Consider the following 26128-nt stretch of genomic DNA (forward strand, 5'->3'; position numbering starts at 1 on the left):
AGCCGGCACGTCATGAAACCGGCACGTCATGAAACCGGCACGCCATGTGCGGAGAGCGGAAGGGCGACTCGTGAACGAACCATCTCAGGACCCGCACCTGGCGGCAGTCGGTGCGGACGTGGCGCCGCCGCAGCAGGCGCACGACTGGAGCCCTTTCCCACCGGCGCAGGTCCGTAGTCGGTGGCGCGCTCGCATCGCCGCCGTACGCCGCCCCGTCGGATCTTTCGCGCTGCCTGCCGTGGCCGTGACGGCGACCACCTACTTCGCCGACCTCCTGCCGCGTGAGGACAGTGCCATGGCGTTCGGTCTCACCGCCCTGGTTGTCGTGTACGACACCGTGATCGCCGTCTGTCGCACCTGGGAGAAGGTCCGGGGTGGCCCGGAACGGCCCGTGCTCGCCGACGGACGGACGGACGATTCCGCGCGACACGGCCTGGGGCCGCGCCGCGCGGTCTGATTCCTGCGCCGGTCTGTTCGCGGCCCGCCTGCGCGATCCATCCGCCGAGATTGGCGCACGCCACATCCGCCCGGGCATGACCAGCCCGCGCCCATGTACTAGTGTTATCTCGACATCGAGATATCTGCCGAGGCGCACTGCGGCCCCCACCCCGGTAAGGGGTACCTAACTTAGCCTTACCTTAGCGGATCGGCCAAGAGGGCATGGCGGCAGGATGCGGTGGTACGCGCACATGGAATGAAGGAGACTGTCGTGTCGGCGAACAGCTTCGACGCCCGCAGCACACTGCAGGTGGGCGACGAGTCGTACGAGATCTTCCGGCTGGACAAGGTGGAGGGCTCGGCTCGCCTGCCCTACAGCCTCAAGGTCCTGCTGGAGAACCTGCTCCGCACGGAGGACGGCGCGAACATCACCGCCGACCACATCCGTGCCCTCGGCGGCTGGGACTCGCAGGCCCAGCCCAACCAGGAGATCCAGTTCACGCCGGCCCGCGTGATCATGCAGGACTTCACGGGTGTGCCCTGCGTCGTGGACCTCGCCACCATGCGTGAGGCCGTCAAGGAGCTCGGCGGCGACCCGGCGAAGGTCAACCCGCTCTCCCCGGCCGAGCTGGTCATCGACCACTCCGTCATCGCCGACAAGTTCGGCACCAACGACGCCTTCGCGCAGAACGTCGAGCTGGAGTACGGCCGCAACAAGGAGCGCTACCAGTTCCTGCGCTGGGGCCAGACCGCCTTCGACGACTTCAAGGTCGTACCCCCCGGCACCGGCATCGTCCACCAGGTGAACATCGAGCACCTCGCTCGGACCATCATGGTGCGTAACGGCCAGGCGTACCCCGACACCCTCGTCGGCACCGACTCGCACACCACCATGGTCAACGGCCTCGGTGTGCTGGGCTGGGGCGTCGGCGGCATCGAGGCCGAGGCCGCGATGCTCGGCCAGCCGGTCTCCATGCTCATCCCGCGCGTCGTCGGCTTCAAGCTCACCGGTGAGCTGACCCCCGGCACCACCGCCACCGACCTCGTGCTGACCATCACCGAGATGCTTCGCAAGCACGGTGTCGTCGGCAAGTTCGTCGAGTTCTACGGCGAGGGCGTGGCCGCCACCTCGCTCGCCAACCGCGCCACCATCGGCAACATGTCGCCGGAGTTCGGCTCGACCGCGGCGATCTTCCCGATCGACGGCGAGACCATCAAGTACCTGAAGCTGACGGGCCGCTCCGAGCAGCAGCTCGCGCTCGTCGAGGCGTACGCCAAGCAGCAGGGCCTCTGGCTCGACCCGGCCGCCGAGCCCGACTTCTCCGAGAAGCTGGAGCTCGACCTCGCCACGGTCGTCCCGTCGATCGCCGGCCCGAAGCGTCCGCAGGACCGTATCGTCCTCGCGAACGCCGCCGAGCAGTTCAAGACGGACGTACGCAACTACGTCGACAGCGTCGACGAGGCGGGCCAGGAGTCCTTCCCGGCCTCCGACTCCCCGGCCGTCGCCCCCAACGGCGCCCCGTCCAACCCGGTCACCGTGACCGCCGCCGACGGCTCGACGTACGAGATCGACCACGGTGCGGTGACGGTCGCGGCCATCACCTCCTGCACCAACACCTCGAACCCGTACGTCATGGTCGCCGCCGCGCTGGTGGCCAAGAAGGCGGTCGAGAAGGGCCTGACCCGCAAGCCGTGGGTCAAGACCACCCTCGCCCCGGGCTCCAAGGTCGTCACCGACTACTTCGACAAGGCGGGCCTGACCCCGTACCTCGACAAGGTCGGCTTCAACCTCGTCGGCTACGGCTGCACCACCTGCATCGGCAACTCCGGCCCGCTGCCGGAGGAGGTCTCCAAGGCCGTCAACGACCACGACCTCGCGGTCACCTCGGTCCTCTCCGGCAACCGGAACTTCGAGGGCCGTATCAACCCCGACGTCAAGATGAACTACCTGGCCTCCCCGCCGCTGGTCGTCGCGTACGCCATCGCGGGCTCCATGAAGGTGGACATCACCAAGGACGCGCTCGGCACGGACCAGGACGGCAAGCCGGTCTACCTCGAGGACATCTGGCCCTCCGAGGCCGAGGTCAACGACGTCGTGGCGAACGCCATCGGCGAGGACATGTTCAACAAGTCCTACCAGGACGTCTTCGCGGGCGACGCCCAGTGGCAGGCCCTGCCGATCCCCGAGGGCAACACCTTCGAGTGGGACCCGCAGTCGACGTACGTCCGCAAGCCCCCGTACTTCGAGGGCATGACGATGGAGACCACCCCGGTCTCGGACATCGCCGACGCCCGCGTCCTGGCCAAGCTGGGCGACTCGGTCACCACCGACCACATCTCCCCGGCCGGCGCGATCAAGGCCGACACCCCCGGAGGCAAGTACCTCACGGAGCACGGTGTCGAGCGTCGTGACTTCAACAGCTACGGCTCGCGCCGCGGCAACCACGAGGTCATGATCCGCGGTACGTTCGCCAACATCCGCCTGCGCAACCAGATCGCGCCGGGCACCGAGGGCGGCTACACCCGCGACTTCACCCAGGACGGCGGTCCGGTGTCGTTCATCTACGACGCCTCGCGCAACTACATCGAGCAGGGCATCCCGCTGGTCATCCTGGCCGGCAAGGAGTACGGCTCCGGCTCGTCCCGTGACTGGGCGGCCAAGGGCACGGCCCTCCTCGGCGTCAAGGCCGTCATCGCCGAGTCGTACGAGCGCATCCACCGCTCGAACCTCATCGGCATGGGCGTCCTCCCGCTCCAGTTCCCCGAGGGCGCCTCGGCCCAGTCCCTCGGTCTGACCGGCGAGGAGACCTTCTCCATCACGGGCGTCACCGAGCTCAACGACGGCACCACCCCGCGCACGGTCAAGGTCACCACCGACAGCGGCGTCGAGTTCGACGCGGTCGTCCGCATCGACACCCCCGGTGAGGCCGACTACTACCGCAACGGCGGCATCATGCAGTACGTGCTGCGCAACCTGATCCGCGGCTGACGCGACTGAGCGGTACGGCAGGGTGATTGAGGGCCGCATCCCCGGAGACGGGGGTGCGGCCCTTCGCCGTCCTCGACGGCCCTTCCCCTACGGCCGATCCGGGAGAGGAGCGCTACAACCAGCCGCGCTGCGCTGCCCGTGCCCCCAACTGGAAGCGGCTCGCCGCCCCCAGCCGCTCCTGGAGGTCACTCACCCGGCGGCGCAGGGTCCGCAGACTCACGCCCAGGTGGCGGGCCACCGCCTCGTCCTTCATCCCGGCCGCCAGCAGCCGGGTCAACGCCCGCTCGCCCTCGGAGAGTTCGGCGTCCTCGGTGGGCCGGCCGAGCGGAGTCGCCTGCTGCCAGGCCAGGTCGAAGAGCTTCTGCAGAGCCTCGGTCACCGCCGAGTGCCGTACGACGGCGGCGCAGTAGCCGCCCGCCGGGGTGGCGGTCAGCGGGAGCATCGCCCGACGTCCGTCGACCACCAGCAACTTGACCGGCACCGACGGCAACACCCGGGCCTCCTCGCCGAGTTCCACCATCTTCCAGGCGTGGGACAGGACGTCCGGGTCCTCCAGGGCGGTCGCCGCGTAGACCGTGCGATACACGATGCCGCGGCTGAGCAGATCGGCCTGGAGGTCCAGCTGCGGGGTGCGGGGGGCGAGATAGGGAGGCGTGTCGAAGACGCACACCTCGTGCTCGGCGTGCGCGTACAGCTCTTCCAGGCGTGCCGCGTTGGCGCCCTCCCCGGAAACCACCTCGACCAGCCGGGAGGGCTCCTCGCGCAGCAGCCCCGCCTCGTACGCGGTCGCCATCTCCTCGGCGGTGGCGGCGAGCAGTTCGGACTCCGTCTCGCGCCGCCGGATCAGCGCGCGGATCGCCACCCGTGGGTCGACCGCGCGTAACCCGCCCATGGAATCAGGCGGTTGGAGAAACCCGAGCGCGAGCAGCCGGTCGCAGGACTCGCGCACCCGCGCCGGGGAGGCGCCGGTCAGCAGCGCCCATCCGGCCGCGTCGGCATCGGGCTGATGAAGCATCGCCTGGTACACCAGCTCGTCGAAGGCGGAGACCCCCACCGCGGACCAGGGGCTCGCGGCAGGGGTCGGTCTTGCCGTGTCGTGTGCCGTGTTCACCATGTCCCGGCACGGTAGACGATCTTTGTTAATGCTGAGGGACAGGTGGGGGTGTCGCCTACTTCAGGCCGAACGCCCGCAACACGGTCTGGTCGATCCCGTTGCCGTCGCGGTCGGCGGCCCGCACCCGCAGCGACACCGACTCGGCGCCCTTCGCCGGCTTGAACCGTGCCTTGCCGTTCTTGACCTTCACTTCCTTCCAGGACGTGCCGTCGTCGTAGGACACCCAGGCCTTCAGACTGCTCGCCTTCACGCTCCCCAGCTGGTTCGCGACCGGCAGCCCGACCTCCAGATCCCGGCCGCTCCTGGCCCGGTTGAGGAGGTCGAGGCCCTTCGGGGCGATGCCGACGGTGAGCAGCGGCAGCGCCGTCGCGGTGTCGGTGCGCGCCGAGGCGAAGGTCCACTCGGTGTGCGTGCTCGTGGAGTACCTGGCCCAGGCCGCCCGGCGCTGCACGTCCAGCTCGAAGCGGTACGAGGCCTTGTCCGCCGCCACGTCGAAGGTGCCGTACCCGCCGATCGTCGATTCTCCGACCAGCTGCCCGTCCGCGTAGAGCTTGCCCTTCGCGGTGTTGTCGGTGCCGTCGATGTAGCCGTAGTGACCCGGAGTGGAGTCGCTCAACTCCGCCACGGAGAGGGTGAGTTTGTCGCCGGTGCGTTCGGAGAGGCCGTACTCCTCGCTGGTTCCGGGGCGGACGACCTGGCGCAGCCAGCTCTCGGTGGGCTCCGTGCCCGGCTTGCTGAAGGTCCTCAGCGGGCTCCACTGGCCCCTGAGCGTATTCCAGTTCGGATAGACGACGTGCCAGGTACGGGTGTCGGGGTCGACGTAGTAGTACTCGTCGCGTTCCGTGCCCAGCTGCAGGTAGTCGCTGTTCTCGATGCCGAAGAGCTGCCAGGGGCGGAAGGTGTACAGGGTGTCCGCGCCGGTCTCACCGGCCGTGGCTCCGTAATAACGGGCCTTCCGCTTCACCGTGTTGGAACGGTCCAAGCGGTACGTCTGGTCCGCGGAGATGGCGCCGCTCTGCGCGGCGAGCAGGTTGTAGGCGTACGGACTGACCGGCGTACCGCCCAGTTTCAGCGTGACCTTCTTGCCGGTCTTCAGCAGGCCGGTCAGCTTGGCGCCCTCCTCACCGGTGGCGATCATCAGCGGGACGGTGGTCGCGCGGTCCACGGCCTCGATCCAGAAACCGGGGGTCTTGCGGTACGCGATGAGGTAACCCGCACCGGCCTTGGTCGCGTTGTCCAGAGCGCTCTGTGCCCGCTCCGTGGCACCGAGCGCGACCACCGCCACCTTGCCCTTGACATCGAGCCCCGCGAAGTCGGCCTCGGTACCGCCGCCCGCGTCCACCGCCCGCACCTTGTGGTCACCGCTGATCTTCAACGGGAAGTCGTTGTACGTCTGGGAGTAGTAGAGCGAGGACAGCACGGACTTCTCCGGGCTGGTGACGCTCGCCGTCAACTCCTTCGCGTACAGCCGGAACTTGGCGGAGAACTCCAGGGTGCCCTCGGTGACCTGCTCGGTCGGCGTCACATAGACATGGTCGGTCCAGAAGCCCTGGCTGTAGGTGAGCCCCCAGGCGTTGCCCGGCCCCTCGCGGTGCCAGTTGGTGCTGAAGCCCTGGAACTCGGAGTCCTCCTTCGTCTTCGGCTTGATCTCCACCGCCTTGCGGGCGTCGAGGACGACCTCGGTGTCCCCGTCGACCTTGATCTCGGGGTTGCCGACGACCGAGGTGCCGACGGCCACCCCGCCCGCGTCGCGGTCCGCGATCCAGGTCGCCATCGAGTAGGTGCCGGCCGGAACCTGCCAGGTCCAGCCGGAGCCGATGAAGCCGTACCCGTCGGGGAAGGCGCCGTTCAGCTCCATGAGCGTGTAGAGCGACCCCACGGTGGTCGGCTTGCCGTCGCGGCCCAGGAGCGAGACCTTGAGGTCGTACGTCTTCGGCGCCTTCTCGAAGCCGACGCCCGTGGTGACCTGGATGCCGTCGGCGGTCGCCGTGATGTGACCCGCGTACCGGCCCTCGTCCTGCTTCGCGGGGTCGACGTCGGCCGGGACCGTGGCGGTGCCCCGCGCGGGCACGGTCAGCGTGCTGGTGCCCAACGTGACGTCGGCGAGTGACGACGAGATCTTCAACTCCACCGCTTTGTCAGTGGTGTTGGTGTAGGTGATGTCCTTGGTGGCGACCTCGGTGTCGCCGTCCTCGAACTTGCCGAAGCTCAGCGTCGGGGTCGCGAAGACGTTCTGCTCGACGGCCCGCACGGCGTCGACCCGCCCGTTGCCCTGCTCGAACACCGAGTTGTCGGCGTTCGTCTTCGCCGTGCCGGCCAGAGCTTCCTTGATCTGCTGACCGGTCCAGTCCGGATGCGCCTGCGCGACCAGCGCCGCGGCGCCCGCGACATGCGGGGTCGCCATCGACGTACCGTTCGCCGTCGTGTAGTTGTCGTCGACCGGCGTACCCATGGTGGTGCCGGCGGCACGGGCCGCGGTGATGCCCACGCCCGGCGCGGTGATCTCCGGCTTGACCGCGAAGTCACCGGGGCGCGGGCCGCGGCTGGAGAAGGACGCCAGCCGGTCCGACTTGTCCACCGCGCCCACGGTGAGCGCCGAGTCGGCGATGCCCGGGGTGCCCACGGTCTGCTCGCCCGGGCCCGCGTTGCCCGACGCGATGACGAAGAGGCTGCCGGTGGACGCGGACAGCTCGTCGACGGTCTCACTGAGCACGTCGGAGGGGCCGTACGCCGTGCCGCCCAGCGACATCGAGACGATCTTCGCCCCGGAGCGCGCCGCCCACTCCATGCCCGCGATGATCCACGACGACTGGCCCTGGCCCGCGTTGTTCAGCACCTTGCCGACCAGCAGCTCCGCGCCCGGCGCCACTCCCTTGCGCCTGCCGTCCGAGGCCGCGCCGGAGCCGACGATCGTGGACGCCACATGGGTGCCGTGTCCATGACCGTCCCGCACCGCCTGGTCCGGGACGAAGCTCTGCGTCTCGGTGATCTTCCCGGCGAGATCCGGGTGACCGGTGTCCACGCCCGTGTCCAGGACGGCGACCTCGACGCCCTTGCCGTCGTAGCCCGACTGCCACACCTCGGGCGCGCCGATCTGCGGGACGCTCGTCTCCAGGGACACCTTCACCTTGGCGTCGAGCCAGATCTTGTCGATGCCCCCGCCGAGTCGCCGCGCGGCCTTCGTGGCGGGTTCGGTGCCGAGCGCGGGAGCGATGTCCGCCCAGAACGCGGTCGACTTCTCGGCACTCAGCGCCGCGCCGTCGATCCCGGGCAGCGCGAGCGTGCGGCGGGCGCCGTCGGGGGTCGCACTGCCCTTCGCGTACGTCGCGATCACGGGGGTGGTGCCGGTGCTGGCATCGGTGTAGCCCTGCTTCACCAGCCGGGTGACGTTGAAGAGAGCCGGGTCGAGGCGGCCCGCCTGGAGCAGCGGGATGGCGTCCGCGGGCAGGACACTGACCTCGCCGTCACGTTCGCTCGACAGGAACGTGGCGGCCTCGCGGCCCGCACCGCGCCGCACATCGACGGCGTACCTGCCGTCCGGCCCGGCCGTGAGCGAGACGGTGTCGCCGGTGATGAGGGTGACGGTCTGCGTGGTGGATGCGCTCGCGATGTCGGTCTTCTTGGTGCTGGTGCTGGTGCTGGTACCGGGCTCGGTGCCGGGGCCGGCCGCCGCGGGCGTGATCGCCGCCGCGAGCAGACCGGCCGCTCCTGCCACGGCCCCGAGAGTGTGGAGTCTTCGCATGGGTGTGCGTCCTCCCCTGAACGCTGACGAACGCTTCCGGCCTGGTGGGCGGAAGCCAGTGATCAGAGTGAGCGGCGCGTGCAGAGAGGCTCAAGGGGTTCCTGTGGCCGTTCCGTGCCAACGCCCTCTTCGGTCAAGGCAGTTGGCGGCTTCCCTACGTCCCCGTACGGAGCGCCGTCCGTGCCCATCGACCAGGTCGCACGGCTCCGGCTCAGCCGGAACACAGGGTTCCCCCAGCCGGCCGGGACAGGATCAGGACATGGCTGGAACCTCCGCGACCCGAAACGGCCGAGTCCGTGTCCCCGTCGTCGACGACGAACCCGGGCTCACCGAACATCGTCTTCAGCGAGGAGACCCGCGAGGTGCACCGCGACGGTACGCCGATCCGGCTGACCGCCAAGCGCGAGATCGACAAGGGCGGGGCGCACCGGTGATCCACACGGTGCGGGGACTCGGATACGCGATCCGGGCGGGGGCGGACGGAAGATGAACGGTCCGCTCAAGAGCACGTCACTGCGCACCCGCCTGCTCCTCTTCATCTCCGCCACACTGGTGGCGGTGTGCGCCGCGATGACGCTGGCCACGGTCGTCGCGCAGCGCGCCGCACTGCTCGGCGCCCTCGACGAGCGCGTCACCAACGCCGCCGAGCGCAGTCTGGGCGGGGTGAGCGTCGGACCCCGCGACCACACCGATCTGGCGTTCCCGCGGGAGCAGGGCCAGGCCGTCGGCACGCTCGCCGCGCGACTCGACGGCGACGGGAACATCACCTCCGCCGAGGTCATCGGGGCGAGCGGCGACCCGGAGACCCTCAGCGCCGAACAGCGGGCCGCCCTCGGCGGCATCGCGCCCGACGGTTCGACGCACACCCGGAGCGTGCCCGGCCTCGGCACCTACCGGATCACCGCCCTCAGTGACGACGGGCTGTACGTGCTGACAGGCCTGCCGATGGACGACGTGCAGGACATGATCGGCGGTCTGGTGCTGGTCGAGGCGGTGGTCGCCGCCGCCGGCCTCACCGTGGCGGCCTGCGTCTGCGCGTTCGTGATCCGACGTCAGCTGCGCCCCCTCGGCCGGGTCGCCGCGACGGCTGTCGAGGTCTCCCGCTCCCCGCTGGACCGGGGTGAGGTCACCGGCCTGACCCGGGTGCCCGACCGCGACACGGACCCCGGCAGCGAGGCCGGCCAGGTCGGCGCCGCCCTCAACCGCATGATCGACCACGTCGAGGCATCCCTCGCCCAGCGGCAACGCAGCGAGGAACGCATGCGCCGCTTCCTCGCCGACGCCAGCCATGAACTCCGTACGCCGCTGGCCTCCATCGCCGGTTACGCGGAACTGATGAACCGGGGCACCGACCGGATCGAACCGACACTGGCGTGGCGGCGCGTCTCGGCCGAGTCGGCGCGGATGACGGGCCTGGTGGAGGACCTGCTGCTGCTCGCGCGACTGGACGAGGGCCGGCCGCTGGAGTCCGCCGAGGTGGACCTCGCGGCCCTGGTGGCGGAGGCGGTGTGGGACGCGCGGGCGGCGGGCGAGGACCACAACTGGCAGCTCGCCCTTCTCCTGGACGCCCCGGCCCTGGTCACCGGCGACGAGGCCCGCCTCCACCAGGCGTTGGCCAACCTGTTGGCCAACGCGCGTGTGCACACGCCCGTTGGCACGACGGTCACGGCGTCCGTCGAGACCACCGCCGACCACTGTGTGATCCGCGTGCGCGACGACGGCCCCGGCATCCCGCCGGCCCTCCTCCCCTCCGTCTTCGAACGCTTCACCCGCGCCGACTCCTCCCGCGCCCGCGCCAACCCCCACGAGAGCGGCTCCGGCCTCGGCCTCGCCATCGCCGCCGCGATCGTCTCCGCCCACGGCGGCCGCCTCGACGTCACCAGCGAGCCGGGCCACACCGAGTTCACCATCGAACTCCCCCCGACCGGCACCATCGAACTCCCGCACATCGACACGGTCTCGGCACCTTCGGTTCCGTCGACGCCCACCGTGCCGTCGCTTTCGGTGTGACCGCCGGAGGAGGCCTCCGGGACACCGGGCTAGCCTTGCGGGATGGTGGGGGAAGAGGACTTCGGTCCGCTGTTGAAGCGGCTGCTGGACCGCAGGGGCCTGGATCCGACGACGACCTTGTCCCGACAGACGTCGTCCCGACAGACGTCGTCCCGAGAGATGTCGTCCCGAGAGACGTCGTCCCGACAGGATGCGTGCCAACCGGCCGCGTCCCAACCGGCCGCGTCCCAACCGGCCGTGTCCCAACCGACCTCGTACCAACCAGCCCCCGTCCCCGAGTCCCAACTCCGGGCCGTCCTCGCCGGTGCCGCACCGAGCCCGCCTCTTCTTCGCCGGCTCGCACCCGTCCTCGGTCTGCACACGGCGGACCTCTTCGCGATCGCGGGCGCCGGCATCCCCGAAGACCTCGCCCCGCTGGACGATACGGCCGGACGGCATGTTCCCCGCCTCGCTCGGGACGCCGCCGCCCTGCCGCCGGACCAACGGAACGCCCTGCGCCGACTCGTGGCGTCCCTGCCACAGGAGGAGCGCACGCAGCCTCCCCCCGAAACACCGCGGCACCAGCAGTACCCTCCGGGCCCCGGCGCACTCCTCATGCGCATGATCCGGAACCGGAACCTCGGCTGGACGGCCACCGCCCGCACGTTTCTGGTGCTCACCGGCCGATACTGGTCCGCCGCCACCTACGGCGGAGTGGGTCACGGCCGCAAGCCGCTGACCCCCGACCTCCTGGCCGATTTCGCCGCCCTGCTCGACGTCCCGGCCGCCGACCTCGCGACACTGACCGGCGTCCCCCTGCCCGCCACCTCCACGTCCCCGAACCCGGCCCTCACCGGCGTCTCCGAACTCATCTGGGACGTACGCCGCCTCACCGCGAGCCAACTCCAACAGGTCGTCGACACCGCGGAAGCCATGCGCGGGCAACTGTCCGACAGGGACCCCGCCTGACAGCCGACTGCCCACGGCCGCCCTCACCCACTCACGGAGGATCCGATGCGCCGTGCCCCACTGCCGTACGTCGACGAGCACGCGACCGTCGTCACGGCGGCCCCCGACACCGTCTGGCAGGCCCTCGGTGAAGCCCTGGACGCGGCCTTCTCAAGCCCCCGGGCAAGCCGTTACGTGGGCCTCGTGGGCTGCGCCGACCGTACGGTGTCCGGGCCGCGGCCCCCGGCCGAGGGCTCGACGTTCCCCGGCTTCCGCGCGGTGACCGCGATCCCGGGCGAGGAGCTGACCCTCCAGGGCCGACACCACTTCTCGACGTACGCGTTCGCCTTCCGCCTCGAACCCGCGGGCCCCGGCCGGGTCCGCCTACGGGCCGAGTCCCGTGCCGCCTTCCCCGGCCCGTTCGGCACCCTGTACCGGCTGCTCGTCATCGGCAAAGGCAGCCACGCGCTCCTCACCCGCCGTCTGCTCGCGTCGGTACGGCGTCGAGCCGAGCGCCCCTGACCAATCGCGCAGGCACGCAGTCGCGGGACCGCGCCCGTGTCGGTGCGCGTCAGCCGTTTACAAGCGCGGCGCTCCGCGCTAGCTTCCGAAGTAGGTGGGGGTGGGAGCGCTCCCATAAGGCGGCGGACCGGAACCCGCCGCCCGGACCGGCTCCCACCCCCGACCACTCATCCGCACACATGCACATGGGCACGCGCACGTTCCTCCAAGCCGTACACGCAAGGAGTGTTTGTCATGCACGTGACAAAAATACGATTAAGGCTGCCCCGGCGCCACCGAGCTATCCTTCTCGTCCTGCTCGCCCTCGTGACCACGATCCCGGCGCTCGGCCTGGTCGTCACGGCCGGCAGTGGCAAGGCGGAGGCACACGGCACTCCGATGAAGCCCGGCAGCCGCACCTTCCTGTGCTGGCAGGACGGGCTGACCGACACCGGCGAGATCAAACCGATCAACCCGGCCTGTCGCTCCGCACAGCAGGTGAGCGGCACGACCCCGTTCTACAACTGGTTCTCGGTGCTCCGCTCGAACGGCGCCGGCCGCACCCGCGGCTTCGTCCCGGACGGCCAGCTGTGCAGCGGCGGCAACACCAACTTCACCGGGTTCAACACCCCGAGCGCCGACTGGCCGTTGACCCACCTCACCTCCGGCGCGACCGTCGACTTCTCGTACAACGCCTGGGCGGCGCACCCGGGTTGGTTCTACGTCTACATCACCAAGGACGGTTTCGACCCGACGAAGACGCTCACCTGGAACGACATGGAGGAGCAGCCGTTCCTGAGCGTCGACCACCCGCCGCTGAACGGCAGCCCGGGCACGGTCGAGGCCAACTACTCCTGGCGGGGCCAGCTTCCCGCGAACAAGTCGGGCCGCCACCTCATCTACATGGTCTGGCAGCGCTCCGACAGCCAGGAGACCTTCTACTCCTGCTCCGACATCGTCTTCGACGGCGGCAACGGAGAGGTGACCGGCATCAAGGAGCCGGGCAACCCCACCGATCCGGTACCGGGCGAGTGCGCCGCGACCCGCCGTACGACGGGCAGCTGGACCGGCGGCTACCAGTCCGAGGTCGTCGTCACCAACACCGGCGACGTGCCGATGCTCGGCTGGATGGTCAACTGGACGCTGCCGACCGGGCAGAAGGTCGACAGCCTCTGGAGCGGCAGCGCGACCTACACCGGACAGGACGTGATGGTGCACAACGCCGACTGGAACGGGGCGTTGGATCCCGGGGAAACCGCCACGTTCGGGTATGTGGTGCAGGGGTCGGGAGGTGATCCCGCGACGACCCTGCCCTGCCGGGTGGGCTGAGGACCGGTCCGTCGGACAGGCGCGGACAGGCGCTGTGCTCGGGGCGGACCGGGTGGGCAGGCGGTGCGAGCCCACCCGGTCCGCGAGCCGCGGCCGGTACGGGGGAGACCGGGCGCGGAGTGAGTGCGGCTGGTGGGACCCTCGGCAAGACAACGTTGTCGAGTGGTCTGGACATGACTCTACCGTTTCAACGGCCAACGAAGTCAAGCCGGTTGGGGTCGGGTGGGTCACAGAGGCCGTCGCCACCGGTCGCCGGCCGGCCGCGCGATCAGGAGCGCTCGGCTGCCGGACGACGCCCGGGGCGTACGTCTTCGTCCTGGCGTCAGGCCAGTAGCTCCACCTCCGCCAGCGTCGCCGTGTCGTCGAGGACCAGCCGGTGGTGCCGGTATGCCTTCGGCGCCGGGACCGAGAAGGCCCGTGTCTGCCGGTCCCAGGTGAAGGGTTCGCCGGAGCGCTTGTCGAGGGTCTTCCAGGTGGTGCCGTCGGCGGAGGCCTGGAGGGTCCAGCCGGTCGGTGCCTCGGTGGGGTCGGACGAGGTGAGCGTGTACTGAACCGCCTTGGCAGGGGCGGGTGTCGGGAGCGGCACCGTCGTCACGGACGCCGTCGTCGACGACGTGTTGTCGAAGAGTTCGCCGTCGCCCTCGATGGTGTCCGAGCGTGGGGACGGAACCTTGTCGCTCTTCGTGATCGACACCGGGGCCGCGCGCTCGCCGGTGCCCCAGCGGGACGGCTTCGGGCCCATGTCGAACTTCAGGACGCCGCCCCTGGAGATGAGGGAGTGCGGCAGTGAAGTCGACGTCCAGGACTTGCCGTTGACCTTCAGGCCCTGCACGTACACGTTCTTCGCGCTGTTCCTCGGCGCTTCGACCACCAGGTCCTCGCCGTTCTCCAGATGGATGGTCGCCTTGGTGAACAGCGGTGAGCCGATGGCGTATTCGCCGCTGCCCATCACCAGCGGATAGAAGCCGAGGGCGGAGAAGAGGTACCAGGCGGACTGTTCGCCGTTGTCCTCGTCGCCGTGGTAGCCCTGCCCGATGTCGCTGCCGACGTAGAGGCGGGAGAGCACCTCGCGGACCTTCTCCTGAGCCTTCCAGGGCTGTCCGGCGGCGTCGTACATGTAGATCGCGTGGTGGGCGACCTGGTTGGAATGGCCGTACATGCCCATGCGTACGTCACGGGCCTCGGTCATCTCGTGGATGACGCCGCCGTAGGAGCCGACGAAGTCGGGCGAGGCCGTCTCCGGGGTGGCGAAGTAGGTGTCCAGCTTCTCCGCCAGCCCGCCGCGACCGCCGTACAGGTTGGCGAGGCCCTTGCTGTCCTGCGGTGCGGAGACGGCGTAGCCCCAGCCGTTGGTCTCCGTGTAGTCGTGGCCCCAGACGCGGGGGTCGTACTTCGAGGAGTCGAGCCGCCAGGCCCCGTCGCTGTCCCGGCCCTGGAAGAACCCGGCGTCCTTGTCGAACAACTCTACATATTTCTGGGCCCTGTTGAGGAAGTACGCCGACTCCTCCTGGTAGCGCTTCTCACCCGTCTTCCGGTACAGGGCCTGGCCCATGCGCGCGATGCCGTAGTCGTTGAGATAGCCCTCCAGCGCCCAGGACAGGCCCTCATGGGTGTCGGTGCTGGTGTAGCCGAGGAAGGGCGAGGTGGTCATGCCCTTGCGGCCGACGCCCGCCGACGGCGGGACCACCGTGGCGTTCTTGACGGCCGCCTCGTACGCCGTCTTCGCGTCGAAGCCGACGCCCTTCACATATGCGTCAGCGAACGCCACGTCCGACGAGGTGCCCGTCATCAGGTCCGCGTAGCCGGGGGAGGACCAGCGGGAGGTCCAGCCGCCGTCCTTGTACTGCTGCACGAAACCGTCGACCATCTCACCCGCTTGACGGGGTGTGAGGAGCGAGTACGCGGGCCAGGTCGTCCGATAGGTGTCCCAGAAGCCGTTGTTGACGTACACCTTGCCGTCGACGATCTTCGCGCCCGTGTGGGTCGGAGTGTCCGGGCCGCTCATGGGGGAGAAGGGTGAGGCGTACTGGTGCTTCGAACCTACCTTCTCGAAGCCGGAGTTGGGGTACAGGTACAGCCGGTAGAGGTTCGAGTACAGCGTCGTGAGCTGGTCGGGAGAGGCCCCTTCGACCTCCACCTTGCCCAGGACGCGGTCCCATTGGGCCCGGGCCCGGTCCTTCACGGTCTCGAAGGACGTCCCTTCCGGGATCTCCTGGCGCAGGTTGTCCTTCGCCTGGTCGAGGCTGATGAGGGAGGTGGCCAGGCGGAGCGTCACCGTGCGGTCGGTGCCCGCGTCGAAGCGGAGACGGCCCCGCACACCGGTCGAGTCGCCGTCCGTGACCGGCGCGTCGAAGACCCCGTACACGAAGAGGCGGGTCGCGCCCGTCGACAGGCCGGACTTCACATCCGAGAAGCCCGTCACGACCCCGGTGTCCTTGTCCAGGGTCAGCCCCGCCTGGTCCGTCACGTTGTCGAAGAGGACGCTCGCGTCGTCGCCGGGGTAGGTGAAGCGCAGCACCGCCGCGTGGTCCGTCGGGGCCATCTCGGCCTTGACGCCGTTCTCGAAGCGCACCCCGTAGTAGTACGGCCGGGCCGTCTCGTTCTCGTGCCGGAAGGCCAACGCCCGTGCCGTACGGCCCAGTTCGGGGGTGCCGGCGGCGGCCGAGGGCATCACCTGGAAGGTCTGCCGGTCGCCCATCCAGGGGCTCGGCTCATGACTCGCGCTGAACGCCTGGATGGTCGGCAGGTTGTCCGCGTTGTTGGCCCGCGCGTAGTCGTACAGCCAGCTCAGCGAGCCCGCGTTGGTCACCGGCGTCCAGAAGTTGAAGCCGTGGGGCACCGCCGTCGCCGGGAAATTGTTGCCGCGGGAGAAACCTCCGCTGGAATTGGTTCCCCTGGTGGTCACCGCGTAGTCGGAGAGGTGGGCCTTCGGCCGCTCGGGCGCGCGCACCCGCAGCGTCACGTCGTCGAGCCAGCCGCGGAATCTCGCCGGGCCCTTCGGGGAGTCGTACGCCACCAGGATCCGGTCCACGGTCCGCCCGGCCGCGATCGAGCCGATCCGCGCGACGACGTCGTTCCACTGGTTGACGTACAGGACCTTCGCCGCGCCCTGTCCGCGCGGCGACAACGGGAATCCGTGCTGGTCCGCGGCCCCCAGCTCGCTCAGCGAGGTGCCGTCGGTGAAGACCAGGTCCACCGACACGTTCGTGGCGTCGTAGTCCAGATCGCCGTCCGCCATCGAGGGGAAGATCCGGTACGCCAGCTCGGTGTCCCGCTCGACGGCCACGTTCACGTCGAAGACCTTGTTGTACGAGTGGGCTCGGCCGTCCGCCGTGTGCCGGCCCGCGTACCGCAGGGCCCGCTTGCCGGTGAAGCCCGCACCCGCCTTGGCGGTCGCCGAGCCGCTCGGGCCCCGGTCGACCAGCGACAGCATGTCCTTCGGCGCGGGGTCCTGGCCTCCGCCCGTCGAGAACTGCACATCGGCGAGCTGGGTGATCATCGAGGCGCCGTTGTTCTTGGTGATGTCGAGCCGGAAGTACCGGTACTCGGCCGCGTCGCCGGGGATGTCGTACGACTTCGTCCGGAACCGCTCCTCGAAGCTCTCGCCGGAGCGGGTGTCGAGGACCTTCCACTCCTTGCCGTCGGAGGACCCCTGGAGCGTCCAGTCCTTCGGGTCGCGGGTCTCGAAGTCGTTCGCCGAGGTCAGCGCGTAGGTGACCACCTTGGCCGGCTTGTCGAGGTCGAACTCGACCCAGCCGGTCGGCTGGAAGGTGAGCCACTTGGTGCCGGGCTCGCCGTCGACGAGGTTCTCCTTCACCTCGCCGCCGCCGGTGTTCTCGCCGCTCGCTCGGACGTCGGTGACGTGGTCGGTGATGTTGCCGGGGATGCCGGTGGTGTAGCCGCCGTCGACGCCGGACGTCCGTGGAGAGCCGTCCGGTGCCGTGTCGACCGTGCTCAGCCAGTCCGGAGCCGGGTCGTCCGGTTCGAACGAGGAGCTGAACTCCCGCTCACCGGCCGCCGGCCGGTCCGGTAACGCGACGGCCGCCCCCTGCGAGGCGACCACCAGAGCGAACGCGGCGGCGCCGAGTACCGCCGGAGAAACCCATCTGTGCCGCATCAGCGAGCACCCTCCCTACGTCCAGCAGACCGTTTCCGATCAAGAAGTGATCGGAAGAGGACAACGTTGTCGACCGCTAACGCAGGGACCAGTAGTGGTTCAAGTGGCGCGTGATGTCAAGGGTGTTGAGTGGGCCATCGGGGTCGAATGGCGGGGATTTTCCGGTCAGGTGGCGCAAGGGCGCTCATATTTCCGAGAGGTCTCAACTCGGAAAAGACCGATGGCGAACCTTGCATTCGATCTTGCCCCCCTGGCGGGAAGTGGACTATACCTGTCGGCGTCCGCATAGTGGTCGCACACCTGCGGACAGGCACTGCCTGTTCGCACAGCTGACAGGCACTACCTGGGGGGAATTAGCGGTGGTCGCGGACGTGTCCGCGCGCCGACCGCCGCCTTGCCCCTGTTGAATCCTCACGCATGACCCCAGCTTGAACCGACCGCGGTGCCGGGAGGATCCGGTTCACCGCCTGAGTCCTGGAGAAGGCGAGGACTTGAGCATGGGATCCACTACCGCTGAGAACGACAACGGCCCCGAGGGTGTCGACACCACCGACCCCGAAGGCGTCGGCCGCCGCGATCTGATCAAGCGTTCCGCTGCGCTCGGCCTGATCACCGTCCCCACGATGAGCTTCCTGTCCGCCTGCGCCAGCGGGGGTGGCGACGACGACACCTCTGAGGACACGCAGGGCGAGACCTCCGAGTCGAACCCCTTCGGCGTCAAGAAGGGCAGCAAGCTCGACGTCGTCATCTTCAAGGGCGGCTACGGCGACGCCTACGCCAAGGCCTGGGAGGCCGCCTTCCAGAAGAAGTGGGGGGTCACCTCCACCCACACCGGCACCCAGGAGATCACCGGCAAGCTCCAGCCCCGGTTCAACGCGGGCAACCCACCGGACATCGTCGACGACTCCGGCGCCCAGCAGATCCCGATCGACGTCCTCTACAAGAACGACCAGCTCCTCGACCTCGCCGAGGTCCTGGACGCCCCCTCGATCGACGATCCGAGCAAGACGGTCCGCGACACGCTGATCGCCGGCACGCTCGACGCGGGCATGCAGGAGAACAAGGTCGTCGCCCTGAACTACATCTACACGGTGTGGGGCCTGTGGTACTCCGGCAAGCTCTTCAAGGAGAACGGCTGGGAGGAGCCCAAGACCTGGGCCGACTTCCTCACCATCTGCAAGGAGGCCAAGGCCAAGGGCATCGGCGGCCTCGCCCACCAGGGCAAGTACCCGTACTACATCAATGTCGCCATCATGGACCTGATCGCCAAGACGGGCGGCCTGGACGCCATGAAGGCGATCGACAACCTCGACCCGAAGGCGTTCGTCGGCTCCGACGCCGCGAAGGCCGGCGTCGAGGCGATCTACGAGGTCGTCGAGAAGGGCTATCTGATGCCCGGTACGAACGGCCTGACCCACACCGAGTCCCAAGCCCGCTGGAACCAGTACAAGGCCGTGTTCATCACTTCCGGTTCCTGGCTGGAGAACGAGCAGCTGAAGCAGACGCCGGACGACTTCGACATGAAGTTCATGCCGATGCCGGTGCTGCCGGACAGCGTGATGCCGTTCGAGGCGATCCGGGCCGGCTCCGGGGAGCCGTTCATCATCCCGGCCAAGGCGAAGAACCTGCCGGCGGCCAAGGAGTTCATGCGGATGATGCTCTCCAAGGAGTGGTCGACGCTGTTCGCCAAGGAGGCGAACTCCCTGACGATCGTGAAGGACGGCGTCGACACCGGGGTCACGCTGCGGCCGGGTACGCAGTCGACGGTGGAAGTCTCCAAGGCCGCCGGTGACGACACGTTCCGTTACCTGTACACCGAGTGGTACAGCGAGATGGACACGGCGATCCAGAACGCCTCGAACGAATTGATGGCGAAGCGGATTCAGCCGGCCGAGTGGTTGAAGCGGGCGCAGGCCGCGGTGGACAAGCAGGCGAAGGACCCGGCTTCCAAGAAAAACCGTCGGGATTAGGCGATCTCGGGGCGTCGTCGGGGCTGCGCGATGGTGTGAGCTGCGGCTTCATCGTGGCTTTTCGCGCAGTTCCCCGCGCCCCTGATCGATGCCGGCCTTTCGTCGCAAGCACACCAGGGCAGGAAAACGCCAATGCGTAAAGGGCAGAACCGGTTCGTCGCGGGGTTCCTTCTGGTGCCCGTGGCGCTTTATCTGATCTTCGTGATCTGGCCGTACATCCAGACGTTCGGCTATTCGCTGACGGACTGGAAGGGGCAGTCGCAGACGTTCTCCTTCATCGGCCTGGACAACTACACGGCGTTGTTCGAGGACGACATCTTCCTCCAGGCGATCTGGCACAACATCCTGTTCCTGGTGTTCATCCCGGTGATCACCATCCTGCTCGCCCTGTTCTTCGCGTTCATGCTGAACGCGGGCGGGCGCGGCCGGGCCGGCGGGGTCTCGGGGGTCGCCGGGTCGGGGTTCTACAAGATCGTGTACTTCTTCCCACAGGTGCTGTCGCTGGCGATCCTCGCGGTGCTGTTCGGGGCCGTGTACCGCAGTGACAGCGGCGGCATGCTCAACGGCTTCCTGATGAAACTGGGGCTGGTCGACGAGAACGGTCCCGTCGAATGGCTGAACGAGCCGAACATGGTGGTCTGGGCGCTCATCCTGGTCGTCGTCTGGCACGGCGTCGGCTTCTACCTCGTGCTGTTCTCCGCCGCCATGCAGGCCATCCCGAGGGACATCTACGAGGCGGCGCTGATCGACGGCGCCGGCCGCGCCCACACCTTCTTCCGCATCACCCTGCCGCTGCTGTGGGACTCCGTACAGACCGCCTGGGTCTATCTCGGCATCGCGGCGATGGACATGTTCATCCTGGTCTCGACCATGACCGCGGGCGAGTACGGGGGCGGCCCCGACCACCACAGCGAGGTCATGGCGACCGTGATGATGCGGAACTTCCTGCTGTACGGCAGGAGCGGCTACGCCTGCGCGATGGGCGTCGTGATGCTGCTCCTCACCCTGATCGTGTCGGTGGTCATGCTGCGCGCCACCCGTCGCGAGCGCGTCGAGTTCTGAGCGGGAGAGACGACAGAAGATGAGTGCACCCCTCAAGACCACCTCGCGCGGCGACTCGGTCCCCATCGGCCCGACCGTCACCAAGCGCGGGACCGGCCCCGGCGACGAGCGCGGCGAAGGCGTCGTCCTGAACGTCTTCTCGCACGGCTTCCTCGCCGTGTGGGCCCTGCTGATCGTGCTGCCGCTGCTGTGGCTGGTGCTCAGCTCCTTCAAGACCGACGCCCAGATCGGCGGCTCCGCCTTCGGCTGGCCCGAGAACTGGTCCCTGGACGTCTTCTCCCGCGCCTGGGACAAGGGCATCGGGGACTACTTCGTCAACACGGTCATCGTGCTGGTCTTCTCCGTGCCGCTGACCATGCTGTTCGGCTCGATGGCCGCGTACGTCCTGGCCCGCTACCCGTTCCGGGGCAACCGGCTGCTGTACTACTTCTTCGTCGCCGGCGCGATGTTCCCCGTGTTCCTGGCCCTGGTGCCGCTGTTCTTCATGGTCAAACGGCTGGACATGCTGAACACCTACCAGGGGCTGATCCTGGTGTACGTCGCCTACTCGCTGCCGTTCACCGTGTTCTTCATGCACGCGTTCTTCCGGACGCTGCCCACCGCGGTCTTCGAGGCGGCCATCCTCGACGGGGCCTCGCACACCCGGACGTTCTTCCAGGTCATGCTGCCGATGGCCAAACCGGGGCTGATCAGCGTGGGGATCTTCAACACTCTCGGTCAGTGGAACCAGTTCATCCTGCCGACGGTCCTCATGCAGCCGCAGAGCGGCGACGATCCCGAGCGGTACGTCCTCACCCAGGGCCTCATCCAGCTTCAGCAGCAGCAGGGCTACGCCTCGGACCTGCCCGTCCTCTTCGCCGGTGTCACCATCGCCATGATCCCCATGCTCGTGGTCTACCTCTCCTTCCAGCGCCAGGTCCAGGCCGGTCTCACCTCCGCGACCCTCAAGTAGCCCGTCCGGGGACCTCAAGTAGCCGCAGAGTGACATTTAGTGGTCATTCGGCGACCCCAGTTTCCCTCAAGGACTTGACTGCGGTAACCCGTTCAGCGGAGCTTGGAGTTCACAACTTGTAAGTGACCCGGGCTCCGCCGCCGTGACCTGGGTCACGGGCGGCGTGCGGGTCGCCCAGCCTTGGACGGGAGTGGATGAGTCGATGGAGACTCCGGGGTCGCAGTCGTCGCTGCACCGAGCAAATCTCGAGCGCGTCGTCCGGGCGGTGCGTCTCGCCGGCTCGCTCACGCAGGCGGAGATCGCCAGGACCACAGGCCTGTCCGCCGCCACGGTCTCCAACATCGTGCGCGAGCTCAAGGAAGGCGGAACCGTCGAGGTCACGCCCACGTCGGCGGGCGGCAGGAGGGCCCGCGCGGTCTCGCTCAGCGGGGACGCCGGGATCGTGATCGGCGTGGACTTCGGGCACACGCATTTGCGCGTCGCGATCGGGAATCTCGCCCATCAGGTGCTCGCCGAGGAGGCCGAGCCGCTCGATGTGGACGCCTCCTCGGCGCAGGGCTTCGACCGGGCGGAGCAGCTGGTCACCCGCCTGATCGAAGCCACCGGCGTCGACCGTACGAAGATCGCGGGCGTGGGCCTCGGTGTGCCCGGCCCGATCGACGTGGAGTCCGGGACGCTCGGCTCCTCCGCCATCCTGCCGGGCTGGGCCGGCACCAGACCCGGCGTGGAGATGCGCGCCCGCCTCGGTGTCCCGGTGCACGTGGACAACGACGCCAACCTCGGCGCCCTCGGTGAGCTGGTCTGGGGCAGTGGCCGGGGGGTGCGGGACCTGGCGTACATCAAGGTGTCCAGCGGCGTTGGTGCCGGACTGGTGATCGATGGCAAGATCTACAGGGGCCCGGGTGGCACGGCGGGAGAAATCGGGCATATTACTCTTGATGAATCCGGCCCGGTCTGCCGCTGCGGCAACCGGGGCTGCCTGGAGACCTTCGCCGCCGCGCGCTATGTGCTGCCGCTCCTCCAGTCCAGCCACGGCACCGATCTGACCATGGAAGGGGTCGTACGGCTGGCGCGGGACGGGGACCCGGGCTGTCGTCGGGTGATCGCCGACGTCGGCCGACACATCGGAAGTGGAGTCGCCAATCTCTGCAATCTCTTGAACCCGAGCCGCGTGGTCCTCGGTGGCGATCTCGCCGAGGCCGGAGAGCTGGTTCTCGGGCCCATAAGGGAGTCGGTCGGCCGGTACGCGATCCCGAGTGCCGCACGTCAACTCTCGGTGTTGCCAGGGGCGCTTGGCGGCCGTGCCGAGGTCCTCGGGGCCCTGGCCCTGGCACTGAGCGAGATGGGTGATTCCACCCTTTTGGACGGAACCCTGTCTGCGGCAACTCCTGCCTTCACTTAGAGAACGAAACGTGCCGTTGCCAACCCGTTAAGGATTTACTTCTTGACGTCGCACGGGTGGCCGAGTTGACTTCCAGTCACCTCGGCCGCAGTGCTGCGGCCCGTGTCAGGGAGGCACAACCCAAATGAACGCAACGATGCGTAGAGTCGCGATCGGCGCCACCGCGATCTCGCTGGCGCTGTCCGTGGCCGCCTGTGGCAAGGCCGGCGACGACAACGACTCGGACAGCGGCAGCGACAGCGGTTCGGACAGCAAGTCGATCGGTCTGCTCCTGCCCGACTCGGTCACCGCGCGGTACGAGAAGTTCGACAAGCCTTACTTCGAGGCCAAGGTCAAGGAACTCTGCGACGACTGCGATGTCCAGTACGCGAACGCCGCGGCTGACCCGAACAAGCAGGCTCAGCAGATGAGCACCATGGTGACCAAGGGCGTCAAGGTCATCGTCGTCTCCGCCCAGGACTCCGCCGCCATCAAGTCCTCCATCCAGTCCGCGGTGGACAAGGGCGTCAAGGTCGTCGCCTACGACCGTCTCGCCCAGGGTCCGGTCTCGGCCTACGTCTCCTTCGACAACGTCAAGGTCGGCGAGCTCCAGGGCCAGGCCCTGCTCGACGCGCTCGGCGACAAGGCGACCGCCAAGTCCAAGGTCGTCATGATCAACGGTGACGACGCCGACCCGAACGCCGGCCAGTTCAAGGAGGGCGCGCACAAGGCCCTCGACGGCAAGGTCGACATCGCCTACGAGCAGTCCGGCCTGTGGAAGGACACCGTCGCCGCCGAGAAGATGTCCGCGGCGATCACCCAGCTGGGCGCCAAGAACATCGCCGGCGTCTACGCGGCCAACGACGGCATGGCCGGTGGCATCGCCAACACCCTCAAGGGTGCGAAGATCAGCAACATCCCGCTGACCGGTCAGGACGCCGAGCTCGCGGCCATCCAGCGGATCGTCGCCGGCACGCAGTCCTCCACGGTCTACAAGGCCTACAAGCCGGAGGCCGACACGGCCGCCGAGCTCGCGGTCAACCTGCTGGAGGGCAAGGACATCAAGTCCCTGGCCGACACCGAGGTGACCAGCGGTTCCGGTGACAAGGTCCAGGCGAAGCTGCTGACCCCGGTCTCCGTCACCAAGGAGAACATCAACGACACCGTCGTCAAGGACGGTCTGTACACGGTCGCGGACATCTGCACCGCCGAGTACGCCAAGGCCTGCAAGGAGGCCGGCCTCGAGTAGTCCTTCGAGGCGCGACCGCCCCGCGGTCCCGTAGAACCTGTCCGGCGCCCGCCCCACATCAGACCCCGCTTCCGGGGCGGGCGCCGGACGGAACCCCCGCCGCCGAGCGCGGCGGATCTACGCATGTTCACCCTGTAAGCCTTGTGCGTCACGCACATTCCTCCGCGCCTGAATTCAAGCGCGGCATCCCCGCCGGTCAGGCGGCGAAGGAGATGGTTCACGTGTCCGCTACGCCCGTGCTGGCGTTGCGCGGAGTCTCCAAGCGATTCGGTGCGGTGCAGGCACTCACCGACGTCGAGCTGGAGGTCCACGCCGGTGAAGTGGTCGCCCTGGTGGGCGACAACGGCGCAGGAAAGTCCACCCTGGTCAAGACCATCGCGGGTGTCCACCCCATCGATGAGGGCGTCATCGAGTGGCAGGGCGACCCGGTCAGGATCAACAAGCCGCACGACGCCCAGGGACTCGGCGTCGCGACGGTCTACCAGGACCTCGCGCTCTGCGACAACCTCGATGTCGTCGGCAACCTCTACCTCGGGCGCGAACTGCTGCACCGGGGCGTCATCGACGAGGTGACGATGGAGAAGAACTCCCGGGAGCTGCTGTCCACGCTCTCCATCCGGATCCCGAGCGTACGGATCCCGATCGCGAGCCTCTCCGGCGGTCAGCGCCAGGTCGTCGCCATCGCCCGCGCCCTCATCGGTGACCCCAAGCTCGTCATCCTGGACGAGCCCACCGCCGCCCTCGGCGTCGAGCAGACCGCGCAGGTCCTCGACCTGGTCGAACGGCTGCGCGAGCGCAACCTCGCCGTCATCCTCATCAGCCACAACATGGCCGATGTCAAGGCGGTCGCGGACACCGTCGCGGTCCTGCGCCTGGGCAGGAACAACGGCTCCTTCTCCGTGAAGGACACCAGTCACGAAGAGATCATCGCCGCGATCACGGGTGCCACGGACAACGCCGTGACCCGTCGCGCGGGGCGGCGCACCACGGAGGCGGCAAAGTGAGCGACACGTCCAAGACCGTGAAGAGTGATTCCGCAAAGGGCGCCGCGGAGGACCAGACCACGGTCGCCCCCGCCGACGACCCCACGGCCGCGCCGGTCACCGTCGTCGACCCGCGTCTGCTGGTCCGCGAAGAGGGCCTCAAGGGCTACCTCACCGAGTTCAAGCGCAAGGTGAAGGGCGGCGAGCTGGGCTCGCTGCCGGTGGTCATCGGCCTGATCGTCATCTGGACGATCTTCCAGCTCCAGAACGACCTCTTCCTGAGCGCCGACAACCTCTCGGACATCAGCTACTTCCTCTCGGCCACCGGCATGCTCGCCATCGGCCTGGTCTTCGTGCTGCTGCTCGGCGAGATCGACCTGTCCGTGGGTTCGGTCAGCGGTCTGGCCTCCACCCTGTTCGCCGTGGTCGCGGTGAACCACGGCATGAACTCCTGGTTGTCGTTGCTCCTCGCGATCCTCACCGGTCTCGCCATCGGCGCGCTGCACGGCTGGTTCTTCGCCAGGATCGGCGTACCCGCGTTCGTCGTCACCCTGGCCGGCTTCCTCGGCTGGAACGGCGTGATGCTGTGGATGCTGGGTGACAGCGGCACGATCAACATCCCGTCCGACACGGGTCCGGTCCATCTGCTGGGCAAGAGTTCCTTCTTCATGGACCAGGCCATCATCGGCGCGTACATCCTGGCCGGCCTCGCCGTGGTGCTCTCCCTCGTCGGCAACTTCAACGAGCAGCGCCGCCGCCGGGCCGCGGGTGTGCCGTTCCGGCCGACCAGCGAGATCCTGCTGCGGGTCGGCGCGCTCGCCGTCGTGTCCTTCGTCGCCGCCGCCGTGCTCAACGACGCGTCCGGTGTCTCCAACGCGCTGGTGATCTTCCTTGCGGCGTTGGTGATCGTCGACTTCGTGCTGCGTCGTACGACCTACGGCCGCCAGGTGTTCGCGGTCGGTGGCGGCATCGAGGCCGCCCGCCGTGCCGGTATCAACGTGCCGATGATCCGGATCACCGTGTTCGCCATCTCCGGTGGCTTCGCGGCGATCGGCGGTATGTTCTTCGCCGGTCAGACCGCGAGCGCGACACTGTCCGCCGGTGGCGGCAACGTCCTGATGCTCGCTATCGCCGCGGCCGTCATCGGTGGCACCAGCCTCTTCGGCGGGCGGGGGTCGGTGTGGTCCGCGCTGCTGGGCATGCTCGTCATCCAGTCGATCCAGACGGGCCTCAACCTGCTGAACATGAACACCTCGATCCAGTACATGATCACGGGTGCGGTGCTCCTGGGTGCGGTTGTCATCGACTCCGTGTCCCGCAAGAGCCAGAAAGCCGCAGGGCGCGCGTAGCGGTCCGGCGGAAGG

The 26128-nt window shown here is 68.6% G+C and carries 17 protein-coding genes; 14 read left to right on the top strand and 3 right to left on the bottom strand.

The window, feature by feature from the left end; all coding sequences use genetic code 11:
* Nucleotides 1–70: 70 nt before the first annotated feature.
* Both JIX55_RS37725 and acnA read left to right on the top strand, forming a co-directional pair.
* Nucleotides 71–457, top strand: coding sequence for a hypothetical protein (locus tag JIX55_RS37725; protein WP_257567701.1), 387 nt, complete (start codon nt 71–73; stop codon nt 455–457).
* A 252-nt stretch (nt 458–709) separates the two neighbouring features.
* Complete coding sequence (gene acnA / locus JIX55_RS37730; protein ID WP_306820071.1) at nt 710–3427, top strand: aconitate hydratase AcnA; 2718 nt, start codon at nt 710–712, stop codon at nt 3425–3427.
* A gap of 112 nt (nt 3428–3539) precedes the next feature.
* Here acnA and JIX55_RS37735 read toward each other — a convergent pair whose 3' ends face one another.
* Together JIX55_RS37735 and JIX55_RS37740 are read right to left on the bottom strand one after the other, a co-directional pair.
* The gene (locus tag JIX55_RS37735) at nt 3540–4541 is read right to left on the bottom strand and encodes a LuxR C-terminal-related transcriptional regulator (RefSeq protein ID WP_257567703.1); all 1002 of its coding nucleotides are present in this window, start codon (nt 4539–4541) and stop codon (nt 3540–3542) included.
* A gap of 55 nt (nt 4542–4596) precedes the next feature.
* Nucleotides 4597–8283, bottom strand: a complete 3687-nt coding sequence (locus JIX55_RS37740; protein ID WP_257567704.1) for a S8 family serine peptidase — start codon at nt 8281–8283, stop codon at nt 4597–4599.
* Between the two features lie 296 nt (nt 8284–8579).
* On the opposite strand from JIX55_RS37740, the gene JIX55_RS37745 reads away from it, so the two are divergent.
* From JIX55_RS37745 to JIX55_RS37765, 5 genes are all read left to right on the top strand, one after another.
* Nucleotides 8580–8717, top strand: coding sequence for a hypothetical protein (locus tag JIX55_RS37745; protein ID WP_257567705.1), 138 nt, complete (start codon nt 8580–8582; stop codon nt 8715–8717).
* Between the two features lie 52 nt (nt 8718–8769).
* Entirely contained in the window at nt 8770–10293 is a 1524-nt protein-coding gene (locus tag JIX55_RS37750) for a sensor histidine kinase (RefSeq protein WP_257567706.1), read from the top strand.
* 237 nt (nt 10294–10530) lie between these two features.
* Complete coding sequence (locus JIX55_RS37755) at nt 10531–11241, top strand: hypothetical protein (RefSeq protein ID WP_257567707.1); 711 nt, start codon at nt 10531–10533, stop codon at nt 11239–11241.
* A 45-nt stretch (nt 11242–11286) separates the two neighbouring features.
* The gene (locus JIX55_RS37760) at nt 11287–11742 is read left to right on the top strand and encodes a hypothetical protein (RefSeq protein WP_257567708.1); all 456 of its coding nucleotides are present in this window, start codon (nt 11287–11289) and stop codon (nt 11740–11742) included.
* Nucleotides 11743–11976: 234 nt separating this feature from the next.
* Nucleotides 11977–13050: a lytic polysaccharide monooxygenase auxiliary activity family 9 protein gene (locus JIX55_RS37765; RefSeq protein WP_257567709.1), complete on the top strand. Its 1074-nt coding sequence runs from the start codon at nt 11977–11979 to the stop codon at nt 13048–13050.
* 322 nt (nt 13051–13372) lie between these two features.
* Here the strand turns inward: JIX55_RS37765 and JIX55_RS37770 are convergent, their stop codons facing one another.
* The gene (locus tag JIX55_RS37770) at nt 13373–17167 is read right to left on the bottom strand and encodes a GH92 family glycosyl hydrolase (RefSeq protein WP_257567710.1); all 3795 of its coding nucleotides are present in this window, start codon (nt 17165–17167) and stop codon (nt 13373–13375) included.
* A gap of 497 nt (nt 17168–17664) precedes the next feature.
* On the opposite strand from JIX55_RS37770, the gene ngcE reads away from it, so the two are divergent.
* From ngcE to JIX55_RS37805, 7 genes are all read left to right on the top strand, one after another.
* Nucleotides 17665–19137: an N-acetylglucosamine/diacetylchitobiose ABC transporter substrate-binding protein gene (gene ngcE, locus JIX55_RS37775; RefSeq protein WP_257567711.1), complete on the top strand. Its 1473-nt coding sequence runs from the start codon at nt 17665–17667 to the stop codon at nt 19135–19137.
* Nucleotides 19138–19269: 132 nt separating this feature from the next.
* On the top strand, nt 19270–20199 hold the full coding sequence (locus tag JIX55_RS37780; RefSeq protein ID WP_257567712.1) for a carbohydrate ABC transporter permease: 930 nt from the start codon (nt 19270–19272) through the stop codon (nt 20197–20199).
* 19 nt (nt 20200–20218) lie between these two features.
* Nucleotides 20219–21151: a carbohydrate ABC transporter permease gene (locus tag JIX55_RS37785; protein ID WP_257567713.1), complete on the top strand. Its 933-nt coding sequence runs from the start codon at nt 20219–20221 to the stop codon at nt 21149–21151.
* Nucleotides 21152–21353: 202 nt separating this feature from the next.
* Nucleotides 21354–22553: an ROK family transcriptional regulator gene (locus JIX55_RS37790; RefSeq protein WP_257567714.1), complete on the top strand. Its 1200-nt coding sequence runs from the start codon at nt 21354–21356 to the stop codon at nt 22551–22553.
* 124 nt (nt 22554–22677) lie between these two features.
* Entirely contained in the window at nt 22678–23781 is a 1104-nt protein-coding gene (locus tag JIX55_RS37795; protein WP_443046621.1) for a sugar ABC transporter substrate-binding protein, read from the top strand.
* Between the two features lie 212 nt (nt 23782–23993).
* Complete coding sequence (locus JIX55_RS37800; RefSeq protein ID WP_257567715.1) at nt 23994–24785, top strand: ATP-binding cassette domain-containing protein; 792 nt, start codon at nt 23994–23996, stop codon at nt 24783–24785.
* Nucleotides 24782–26113, top strand: a complete 1332-nt coding sequence (locus JIX55_RS37805) for a sugar ABC transporter permease (protein ID WP_257567716.1) — start codon at nt 24782–24784, stop codon at nt 26111–26113. Before JIX55_RS37800 ends, JIX55_RS37805 begins: the two co-directional genes overlap by 4 nt.
* Nucleotides 26114–26128 lie beyond the last annotated feature (15 nt).

The organism is Streptomyces sp. DSM 40750 (assembly GCF_024612035.1).
GTDB lineage: Bacteria > Actinomycetota > Actinomycetes > Streptomycetales > Streptomycetaceae > Streptomyces.